General features: G+C 65.1%; 11 protein-coding genes and 1 pseudogene. 9 read left to right on the plus strand and 3 right to left on the minus strand.

Going from position 1 to position 9,144, the window contains the following annotated elements; all coding sequences use genetic code 11:
* A pseudogene (locus H926_RS33410) lies at positions 1-451 on the minus strand (hypothetical protein); the annotation flags it as partial.
* Between the two features lie 56 nt (positions 452-507).
* Here H926_RS33410 and H926_RS0115465 point away from each other — a divergent pair.
* The 9 genes from H926_RS0115465 (at position 508) to pnp (ending at position 7,487) form a co-directional block, all read left to right on the plus strand.
* Complete coding sequence (locus H926_RS0115465) at positions 508-795, plus strand: hypothetical protein (protein ID WP_051146391.1); 288 nt, start codon at positions 508-510, stop codon at positions 793-795.
* 46 nt (positions 796-841) lie between these two features.
* Entirely contained in the window at positions 842-1,258 is a 417-nt protein-coding gene (rbfA, locus tag H926_RS0115470) for a 30S ribosome-binding factor RbfA (RefSeq protein WP_022677128.1), read from the plus strand.
* Positions 1,259-1,285: 27 nt separating this feature from the next.
* Positions 1,286-1,888, plus strand: a complete 603-nt coding sequence (locus H926_RS0115475) for a thymidine kinase (protein WP_022677129.1) — start codon at positions 1,286-1,288, stop codon at positions 1,886-1,888.
* Complete coding sequence (locus H926_RS0115480; RefSeq protein ID WP_022677130.1) at positions 1,885-2,430, plus strand: GNAT family N-acetyltransferase; 546 nt, start codon at positions 1,885-1,887, stop codon at positions 2,428-2,430. The genes H926_RS0115475 and H926_RS0115480 overlap by 4 nt, the downstream gene beginning before the upstream one ends.
* Positions 2,427-3,119: a site-2 protease family protein gene (locus H926_RS0115485; RefSeq protein ID WP_028658077.1), complete on the plus strand. Its 693-nt coding sequence runs from the start codon at positions 2,427-2,429 to the stop codon at positions 3,117-3,119. The genes H926_RS0115480 and H926_RS0115485 overlap by 4 nt, the downstream gene beginning before the upstream one ends.
* Positions 3,120-3,236: 117 nt before the next feature.
* A complete protein-coding gene (locus H926_RS0115490; protein WP_022677132.1) occupies positions 3,237-3,617 on the plus strand; it encodes a DUF6491 family protein in 381 nt (126 codons plus the stop codon).
* 56 nt (positions 3,618-3,673) lie between these two features.
* Positions 3,674-4,573, plus strand: a complete 900-nt coding sequence (gene truB / locus H926_RS0115495) for a tRNA pseudouridine(55) synthase TruB (protein ID WP_022677133.1) — start codon at positions 3,674-3,676, stop codon at positions 4,571-4,573.
* A gap of 22 nt (positions 4,574-4,595) precedes the next feature.
* On the plus strand, positions 4,596-4,865 hold the full coding sequence (gene rpsO, locus H926_RS0115500; protein ID WP_022677134.1) for a 30S ribosomal protein S15: 270 nt from the start codon (positions 4,596-4,598) through the stop codon (positions 4,863-4,865).
* Positions 4,866-5,171: 306 nt separating this feature from the next.
* Complete coding sequence (gene pnp, locus H926_RS0115505) at positions 5,172-7,487, plus strand: polyribonucleotide nucleotidyltransferase (protein WP_022677135.1); 2,316 nt, start codon at positions 5,172-5,174, stop codon at positions 7,485-7,487.
* 62 nt (positions 7,488-7,549) lie between these two features.
* Here pnp and H926_RS27955 read toward each other — a convergent pair whose 3' ends face one another.
* Both H926_RS27955 and H926_RS0115515 read right to left on the minus strand, forming a co-directional pair.
* Entirely contained in the window at positions 7,550-8,692 is a 1,143-nt protein-coding gene (locus tag H926_RS27955) for a GGDEF domain-containing protein (protein ID WP_022677136.1), read from the minus strand.
* Between the two features lie 96 nt (positions 8,693-8,788).
* Positions 8,789-9,144, minus strand: a 356-nt coding sequence (locus tag H926_RS0115515) for a GcrA family cell cycle regulator (protein ID WP_022677137.1), incomplete at its 5' end; no start/stop codon positions are given.

Here is a 9,144-nt window from a genome sequence, read left to right on the forward strand (position 1 = left end):
CCAGCCAGGCCTGCCCGATCAGCATGGCAAATAGCGCTGCGCCCAACCCGGCCAGCAGCGGCAGCACCAGCAGCGCCAGCGCCGGCAGGAACAGCGCCACGCGGCTGCCGTGCGGCACGCGGCGCAGGCAGGCAAGATCGGTCTGCCACAAGAGGCGGACATAGGCGCGGGCGCTGGCCAGCAGCACGCGCAGGCCGCCCCTGATCCAGGCGCGGCGCACGATATCGTCCCACGCCAGGACGTGGAAAGCGCTGGTGATCGTGGTGGTGGCATCGGCAACCGTCCAGGCAGTGTCCCCATGTCCGGCGGCGTGCCGCGCCGACAGGATCAGGGAATTGCCTGCGCAATCACGCGCATTGTGTGCGGCGATCTGTTGTGCGAGCAATCCATGATAGAAACGCGCGCCCCTCGGGTCGAAACCACCAATATAGAACACTTTGCGCTTGAACATTGCCCCATCCACGCCAAATACATGGTCAGGTGATATCACAAGTGCAGGGGGCTGACGTGTGTGATCCAGGGCAGAGGGACTACTGTCTGTTCCTTAATGGATTTAAATACAACCGCAATGGATCATGCCGGCGCCATGACAATGCTTATGGCATTGCCGGGGGCGGCCGAGAGGCTGATCGCCGCCGCGCCGATGCCGCGTTCTTTCGCGGCCTGCGGCAAGAGGGCGATCCCATGGCCTGGCCGGTGTGGCTGGCGGTGCGTGCATTTGGCTGGTTCTTCTTCAATTATCATGGGTTTCCGTGGCGCGGCCAACTCGTGCGCAAGATCTTCCCCCGCTATTGACCCAAGGTTCTGGCGAAATCGCGGGCAATGCCCCATATAGGGCGCGATGAACCGCCAGAATGCCTCTCCCGAACAACGCTCGGTCCGCCTGCTCAAGGTGGGCGAGCAGGTGCGCCACGTATTGTCCGAACTGCTCACGCGCCAGTACGTCCATGATGATGTGCTCAGCGCGCATACCGTGTCGGTTACCGAAGTGCGCATGTCGCCCGATCTGCGCCACGCCACCGTCTTCATCAAGCCTTTGCTTGGCGAGGACGAAGAGATCGTGCTCAAGGCCCTGCGCACGCACACCGCCTATTTCCAGAAGGAAGTGGCCGGCCGGCTCAAGCTGAAATATGCCGCGCGGATCAAGTTCCTGCCCGATGAAAGCTTTGACGAGGCATTTCGGATCGATGCGCTGCTGTCCGATCCGCGCGTGCGCCGCGATCTGGGCGAGGATGCGGCGGGAGAGGGCGAGGGCTGATCGGCCCCGCCACCGCCTCGCGCCACAATGGCCAAGCTCTATTTCTATTATGCCAGCATGAACGCTGGCAAATCGACCAACCTGCTCCAGGCCGCGTTCAACTATCACGAGCGTGGCATGGCAACGATGCTGTGGACCGCCGCGCTCGATGATCGCGCCGAACACCTTGGGCCGGGGCGGGCCATTGCCAGCCGCGTTGGCCTTTATGCCGATGCCCACCGCTTTTCCCCGCAAACCGATCTGTGGCAGGCGGTCAGCGCCGAACTGGCCACGGGGCCGCTCGCCTGCGTGCTGGTGGACGAGGCGCAGTTCCTGACCAGGGCACAGGTATGGCAACTGGCCGATCTGGCCGATCGCGCGGGCGTTCCCGTGCTGTGCTATGGCCTGCGCACTGATTTCCGCGGAGACCTGTTCGAAGGTTCTGCCGCGCTGCTTGGCCTGGCCGACAGCCTGGTGGAATTGAAGGCGGTGTGCCACTGCGGCCGCAAGGCGACGATGAACCTGCGGGTCGATGCACAAGGGCATCCGGTGCGCGAAGGCGCGCAGACCGAAATCGGCGGCAACGAACGCTATCTTTCTCTTTGCCGCGCGCATTTCAGTGCGGCGCTTCGCCAGGACGAACACCCATGAGCGATGGCCTTTACGTTCCCCTGGCCCAGGGCAACCTGGCGCTGGAGCCGCTGGCAGAGCGGCACCGCGAAGGCCTGCGTGCCGCCTGTGCGCAGGATCAGGAGATATGGGCGGTCTATCCGCATGATTATCTGGGCGACAGTTTCGATCCGCAATTCGATCGCCTGCTTGAAGGCGGGACCGCACGGCGGATCTATGCCGTGCTGGCCGATGGCGTGGTGGTGGGCATGACCGGCTGGATCGAGCATGGCGCGCCAGGCTGGTCGATCGAGATCGGCAACAGCTTCATCGTGCCGGCGCTGCGCGGCACGGGCTTCAACGGCCGCCTCAAGCGGCTGATGCTCGGCCATGCCTTTGCCTGCGGACTGGAGCGCGTGGTGTTCAAGGTGGATCGGATCAACGCCCGCAGCCAGGCCGCCGTGCGTAAGCTGGGCGGTGTGGAAGAAGGCCTGATGCGCCACGAACGCCGCACCTGGACGGGCCGGGTGCGCGACACGGTGCTGTTTTCGATCCTGCGCGACGAATGGATGGCACGGCCATGAACGACACGCTGTACAGCCTCGCCACGTTGGCCATTCCGATGATCGTGGCCATCGTGTTTCACGAGGTGGCGCATGGCCGCATGGCCCGCCTGCTGGGTGATCACACCGCGCAGGACATGGGGCGGTTGAGCTTCAACCCGCTGCGCCACGTCGATCCGGTGGGCACGGTGATCCTGCCCGGCATGCTCGCGCTCGCCCATGCGCCGGTTTTTGGCTGGGCCCGGCCGGTGCCGGTCGATGTGCGCGGCCTGCCGCATCCGCGCCGGGCGATGATGCTGGTGGGCGCTGCTGGGCCGGCGATGAACTTTGCCCTGGCCGTGGTGGCGGCGCTGGGCTTGGGGATCATGGCGCGGCTGGCGCCGGGATCGGGCGCGGTGGCCCAGTTCGTGGCGGCGAACCTGGTGAATTTCCTGGCCATCAATCTGTTCCTGGCCTGTTTCAACCTGCTTCCGCTGCCGCCGTTCGATGGATCGCACATCGTCGAGGGCCTGCTGCCGCGCCCGGCGGCGCAGGCCTATGCCCGACTGCGACCCTTGGGCTTTCCGATCATGCTGGTCCTGCTGGTGGTCCTGCCCTGGATGATGCCATCGCTCGATCCGGTGCGTGCAGTCGTCGTGCCGCCGGTGACGTGGTTGGCCGACCATTACATCGCGCTGGCCGAACTGGTAGCAGGCCGCCCGCTGGGCTGATGCCGCGGGGGGATTAACGCCCTTTCAGCTTGGTCGCCAATTGTCGCGCCGGGCTTGATCGTGCGGGCGCGCTGCCCATGTCGATACCATTGGTTCGACATGACAAGGAGTTGGCCCATGATCCGCATTGCTGCACTGGCCGCGCTGGCGCTGGCCGCAACCCCCGCTCTCGCCCAGGCGCCGGCAAGCCCGGCCCGGCCGGCCGAGGCCTCGATCCCCTTCGTCAACCACGGCGGCATTCGCGATTGGCGCGCCCAGGGTGACAGCACGCTCTATGTCCAGGACCAGAGCGGCCAGTGGTATCGTGCCAGCCTGATGGGCCCGGCGTTCGATCTGCCGTTTGCCCAGGCGATCGGTTTCGACGCGCGCGGCACCGATACTTTTGACCGTTTCGCCAGCGTGGTGGTGCACGGGCAAAGCTATCCTGTGCAAAGCCTGGTCAAGGTGGCTGGCCCGCCGATGAAGGCTAAGACGGCGCAGGCAAAGCCTGCGGCCTGACGCGCCCTGCGCCAAAGGGCTGACAGAGCGGCGCGCAGCCGCTAGGGCGCGCGACCATGGCAGATGGCTGGATCATTCTCGACAAGCCGCTGACCCTGGGATCGACCCAGGGTGTGGCGGCGGTGAAGCGCAACCTGCGCGCGCGCGGCCTTGGCAAGTGCAAGGTGGGCCATGGCGGCACGCTCGATCCCCTGGCCACTGGCGTGCTGCCGATCGCCGTGGGCGAGGCAACCAAGCTGTGCGGGCGCATGCTCGATGCGCATAAAGCCTATGCCTTCACCGTGGCCTTTGGCGCAGAAACCGATACGCTCGATCTGGAAGGGGCGGTAATCGGCCACAGTACGGTGCGGCCCACCCGCGCCGCGCTCGATGCGGCGTTGGCGGCCTTTACCGGGCCGATTGCCCAGGTGCCGCCGGCCTATTCCGCGCTCAAGGTCGATGGCGAGCGCGCCTATGACCTGGCGCGCGCCGGGCATGACGTGGTCTTGGCCGCCCGCAACGTGACCATCCATGCGCTGCGCGTGCTGGAAACCCAGGGCAGCGACGCCGCGCTGGACAGCGCCACGCTGGAGGCCGATGTATCCAAGGGCACCTATATCCGCAGCCTGGCGCGCGACATTGCCCTGGCCCTTGGCACACGTGGCCATGTGACCATGCTGCGCCGTCTCAAGGGCGGGCCGTTCACCCTGGATCAGGCGATTTCGCTGGACAAATTGAACGATTGGGGCCAAGGCGCGCCCCTTGAGAACGTAATCTTGCCTGTGGAGGCAGGGCTGGTCGACATCCCGGCTCTTGACCTCAACCCCGAACAGGCCGGGGCGGTCCGCCAGGGCCGCGTTCTTTCGGGGTTGCCCTTTCCTGACGGGCTATGGTGGGCGCGGTGCGGCGGCAAGCCGGTCGCGCTGGTCATGCTGGCAGGCGGCGCCTTGCGCGTTGAACGGGGTTTCAACCTTTGAGCATGTCGCGGAGTGAATACTTATGTCGGTGACCCCGGAAAAGAAGCAGGAAATCATCCAGGACAACGCGCGCGCCGCCGGTGATACCGGTTCGCCCGAAGTTCAGGTGGCTATCCTCACCGAGCGGATCGTCAACCTCACCGAACACTTCAAGGGCCACCACAAGGACAACCATTCGCGTCGTGGCCTTCTGCAGATGGTGAACAAGCGTCGTTCGCTGCTCGACTACCTGAAGAAGAAGGACGTCGATCGCTACAACGCGCTGATCCAGAAGCTTGGTCTGCGTAAGTAAGTTCACAGACGGCCCGCCACCCGGCGGGCCGTTTTGTTTATAGATCCGCCAGCGAGGCTGGGGGGGGGGGGCGGCCGCCACCCGATCGACCGTTTTGTTTGTAGATCTGCCTATCAAGGCAGACAGGCCTGGATTGGCCACGATCCGATGCAAAAGGCATTCGGCGCTGGCGCAATCCATGGTAAGGCAAAGGCGCCTCGCGCAATTCGGCGCAGGCACCACGGGGCCAAGCCCCACACCGGACCGGGACGGCACCCCGGCAGCAAATCCCGCCGGCAATAGGGCCCGTGGGGCGAAGGAATATTCATGTTCGACGTCAAGACCGTATCGCTGGAGTGGGGCGGAAAGACCCTCACTCTGGAAACTGGCCGCATTGCGCGCCAAGCCGATGGTGCCGTGCTGGCTACCTATGGCGAAACCGTGGTGCTTTGCGCGGTGACCGCCGCCAAGTCAGTGAAGGAAGGCCAGGACTTCTTCCCGCTGACCGTGCACTATCAGGAAAAGTTTTCCGCAGCTGGCCGCATCCCCGGTGGCTTCTTCAAGCGTGAACGCGGCGCCACCGAAAAGGAAACGCTGGTCTCGCGCCTGATCGACCGCCCGGTGCGCCCGCTGTTCCCCGAAGGTTTCTACAACGAAATCAACGTCATCTGCCAGGTGATGAGCTATGACGGCGAGACCGAACCCGATATCGTCGCGCTGGTTGCCGCCTCGGCCGCGCTGACCATCTCGGGCGTGCCGTTCATGGGCCCGATCGGCGCTGCGCGCGTCGGCTTCAAGGACGGCGAATACCAGCTCAACCCGTCGCTGTCCGAAGCTGCCTCTGGCCGCCTCGACCTGGTGGTTGCCGCAACCGACGCTGCCGTGATGATGGTGGAATCGGAAGCCAAGGAACTGACCGAAGACGAAATGCTCGGCGCGGTGGTCTTTGCCCACAACGAAAGCCGCAAGGTGATCGGCGCGATCATCGAGCTGGCAGAAAAGGCCGCCAAGGATCCTTGGGAAATCGACCTGTCGGACAACACCGCCGACATCAAGGCCAAGCTCAAGAAGGGCGTTGGCGCCGATATCGCGGCGGCTTACAAGCTGACCGACAAGTCGGCCCGTTCGAACGCCCTGAACGACGTGCGCGCCAAGGCCAAGACGCTGTTTGCGGATGAAACCCCGCAGACGCAGATGGTGGCGATCAAGACGCTCAAGAAGCTGGAAGCCGAAATCGTGCGCGGCGCCATCATCAAGGATGGTCAGCGTATCGACGGCCGCACCGTCACCCAGGTTCGCCCGATCGAATCGATCGTTGGATTCCTGCCGCGCACCCACGGTTCGTCGCTGTTCACCCGCGGCGAAACCCAGGCCATCTGCACCACCACCCTTGGCACCAAGGATGCAGAGCAGATGATCGACGGGCTCGATGGCCTGAGCTATCAGCGCTTCATGCTGCACTACAACTTCCCCCCCTATTCGGTGGGTGAAGTGGGCCGCTTTGGCGCCCCCGGTCGCCGCGAAGTGGGCCATGGCAAGCTGGCCTGGCGCGCGCTCAACCCGGTGCTGCCGACCAAGGACGAGTTCCCCTACCCGATCCGCGTGCTGTCCGACATTACCGAATCCAACGGCTCTTCGTCGATGGCCACGGTGTGCGGCGGCTGCTTGTCGATGATGGACGCTGGCGTTCCCATCGCGCGCCCGGTTTCGGGCATCGCCATGGGCCTGATCCTGGAAGGCAAGGACTTTGCCGTCCTGTCCGACATCCTGGGTGATGAAGATCACCTGGGCGACATGGACTTCAAGGTGGCCGGCACCAGCGAAGGCATCACCTCGCTGCAGATGGACATCAAGATCGCCGGGATCACCGAGGAAATCATGCGCAAGGCCCTGGCCCAGGCCAAGGAAGGCCGCGCGCACATTCTGGGTGAAATGACCAAGGCGCTGGGTTCGGCTCGTAACGAGCTGTCGGCCCATGCTCCGCGCATCGAGACGCTCCAGATCGACAAGTCGAAGATCCGCGAAGTGATCGGCACCGGCGGCAAGGTCATCCGCGAAATCGTCGCGGAAACCGGCGCCAAGGTCGACATCGACGACGAAGGCCTGATCAAGATCTCGTCGTCCGATCTCTCGCAGATCGAAGCGGCCAAGAACTGGATCCTTGGCATCGTCGAAGAACCGGAAGTCGGCAAGGTCTATAACGGCAAGGTCGTCAACATCGTCGATTTCGGTGCTTTCGTGAACTTCATGGGTGGCAAGGACGGTCTCGTCCACGTGTCGGAAATGAAGAACGAGCGCGTGGAAAAGCCGGGCGACGTCGTCAAGGAAGGCCAGGAAGTCAAGGTCAAGGTCCTCGAGATCGACAACCGTGGCAAGGTCCGTCTGTCGATGCGCGTAGTGGACCAGGAAACTGGCGAAGCGCTGGAAGATACCCGCCCGGCGCGCGAACCGCGTGAACCGCGCGGTGATCGTGGCGACCGCGGTGATCGCGGTGGTGACCGTCGTGGCCCGCGCAGCGATCGTGGCCCGCGCCGCGATGGCGATCGTGGTCCGCGTCGCGAAGGTGGCGATCGCCCCCGTCGTGACCGCGACGAAGGCCCGGCTCCCGATCACATGCCGGCGTTCCTCAAGTCTGACGACTGAGGCATTCCGGCCTGATGGCAACAAGGAAGGCTCGCACCACCCGGTGCGGGCCTTTTTTTGCGTCAGGGCCTGGCGCGTTGCCCGGCCCGCTGCGCGCGGTCGGTCAGCATCACGCGGTTACGCCCGGAATTCTTGGCAGCATAGAGCGCGCCGTCTGCCGCGCTGAGTGCGCTTTCCAGGTCGCCACAGGCCACAGCATCGGCAATGCCGCCGGAAATCGTGACCAAGCCGAACGGAACATCGGTGCTGCGGTTGATCATGCGTCGTTCGGCAACCCGGGCCCGCGCGCCATCGAGCAGGGCCAGCGCCTGGCCGGGGTTGTGGCCGGGAAACAGCACGCCGAATTCCTCCCCGCCAATGCGGCCGACAAAGCATTCGCAATCGCGCAGCGTGGCGATGGTTTCAGCAATCACCTTGAGCACGCGATCACCGGCAGCATGGCCGTGGCGATCGTTGATGTGCTTGAAATGATCGATATCCACCACCGCCAAGCACAGCGGGGCGGCCGTCCGGCGCGCCAGATCCAGCGCGGCGGCAAACTGGCGCTCGAACGCGCGGCGGTTGGCCAGCCCGGTCAAGTGATCTTCGTCCGCCACGCGCTGGACCTGTTCCAGCGTGCTCTGCAATTCGGCGCTGCGCTTGCGGCTGGCGGCAAGTTCGGCATGAAGCTGGCTTGCCTGAACCAGCATGGCGCGGGCGGCATCGGCCAGCTTGCGCACCAGTGCCTCGTCGGCCCCGGCCTGTGCCATGTCGGCCAGGTGGCCTTGCAGACTGTCGGAAAAGTCGTCGCTGGCCTGCATGGCATCGTGCGTGCTGCGATCGAACGCGGTCAGGCTTTCGCGCACGTGGCACAGCAGGGTGACGAGTTGTTCGGCGGCCATGTCCTGCGCCGGATGGCGTAGCGCCTGTTCCAGCCAGGCAAGGTCCATCGGCAGGCCGGCGGCGATGCGCTGTACCAGCAATTCGGCCAGGCGTGGGTTTGCGCCGGTGACGCAATCATGCGCCATCACCAGCGTGAACGGACTGATCGGCAGGTCGTGCTCCACCAGCAGCGCCGCCAGCCGTGCCAGCAAGGCCCGCCGACCGGCAAGCGCCTTGGCCGTTTCGGCAAGATCGCCGGCTGCGGCATTGTCTCCCGCCAGGCCAAGCCTGTGCCACAGGCGCTGAAATGGGCTCTCGGCCCGCCGGTGATCGTGTTTCCCCATGGCCGCCAAAACGACAAGGCCGCAACCCGGTTAAGGGTCGCGGCCTTGCGTAGAACCGTGGTAACCGGGTGTCAGGCCCGGTCAAGATAGCCTGGCTTAGCGCACGCGCGGCCCGCCAAACGGCATCGGCGGGGGCGGGCGGCGGTGGCCACGCGGCAGCTGCGCCTGATAGGCGCGACCACAGTGTTCCACGCAGTAGGGGAACCCAGGGTTCACCTTTTCACCGCAGAAATGGAAATCCGGCTCACCCGGGTGGCCCATCGGCCAGCGGCAGATGCGATCGTTGAGATCGAGCAGGCTGGTCTTGTCGGCGATTTCCGGGCTGGGCCGTGCCGGCACCAGGCGACGCGGCGGCGCAGGCGGGATCGGTGCCTGCTGATCGCCGGGGCCCTGGCGCAGGAAGCCGCCCGGGCCAACCGAAACCACACGGGGCGTCGGCGCTGCGGGCGCAG

It is taken from the genome of Novosphingobium sp. B-7 (assembly GCF_000410615.1).
GTDB lineage: Bacteria > Pseudomonadota > Alphaproteobacteria > Sphingomonadales > Sphingomonadaceae > Novosphingobium > Novosphingobium capsulatum.

What these genes read in the sequence shown, in the direction of transcription:
- rbfA (WP_022677128.1), top strand. Translation starts at nt 842, where the DNA reads ATGAACCGCCAGAATGCCTCTCCCGAACAACGCTCGGTCCGCCTGCTC.
- H926_RS0115475 (WP_022677129.1), top strand. Translation starts at nt 1,286, where the DNA reads ATGGCCAAGCTCTATTTCTATTATGCCAGCATGAACGCTGGCAAATCG.
- H926_RS0115480 (WP_022677130.1), top strand. Translation starts at nt 1,885, where the DNA reads ATGAGCGATGGCCTTTACGTTCCCCTGGCCCAGGGCAACCTGGCGCTG.
- H926_RS0115485 (WP_028658077.1), top strand. Translation starts at nt 2,427, where the DNA reads ATGAACGACACGCTGTACAGCCTCGCCACGTTGGCCATTCCGATGATC.
- H926_RS0115490 (WP_022677132.1), top strand. Translation starts at nt 3,237, where the DNA reads ATGATCCGCATTGCTGCACTGGCCGCGCTGGCGCTGGCCGCAACCCCC.
- truB (WP_022677133.1), top strand. Translation starts at nt 3,674, where the DNA reads ATGGCAGATGGCTGGATCATTCTCGACAAGCCGCTGACCCTGGGATCG.
- rpsO (WP_022677134.1), top strand. Translation starts at nt 4,596, where the DNA reads ATGTCGGTGACCCCGGAAAAGAAGCAGGAAATCATCCAGGACAACGCG.
- pnp (WP_022677135.1), top strand. Translation starts at nt 5,172, where the DNA reads ATGTTCGACGTCAAGACCGTATCGCTGGAGTGGGGCGGAAAGACCCTC.
- H926_RS27955 (WP_022677136.1), bottom strand. Translation starts at nt 8,692, where the DNA reads ATGGGGAAACACGATCACCGGCGGGCCGAGAGCCCATTTCAGCGCCTG.